The following is a 243-nucleotide window of genomic DNA, read 5'->3' as shown; positions in this document are numbered from 1 at the left end:
AGACGCTATTCACCTATCTGCGTGCGCATGACCTGGCCGGCCTCGAGGCCCATCTCAAAGCCCTCTACGCCGGGCTGCCCCACGACTGGTACCGCAACAACCCCATCGCCCGCTACGAAGGTCACTATGCCAGCGTGTTCTACAGCCATTTCGCCGCGCTGGGGGTGAACGTGACGGTGGAGGACGCCAGCCACCACGGCAAGGTCGACATGACGGTGGATTTCGCCGGGCACCTGTACCTGT

The 243-nt window shown here is 63.4% G+C and carries 1 protein-coding gene; it reads left to right on the top strand.

The annotated features are described in order from the left end of the window. The coding region (locus HOP58_RS22970) for a PD-(D/E)XK nuclease domain-containing protein (protein WP_234261946.1) at positions 1 to 243 on the top strand (243 nt) is incomplete at both ends.

The sequence above is a fragment of the Halomonas sp. MCCC 1A11062 genome (genome assembly GCF_021404355.1).
Taxonomy (GTDB): Bacteria; Pseudomonadota; Gammaproteobacteria; order Pseudomonadales; family Halomonadaceae; genus Halomonas; species Halomonas aerodenitrificans.
Note: the sequence above shows the minus strand (reverse complement) of the source record. Positions and strands in the feature narration are given on the sequence as shown.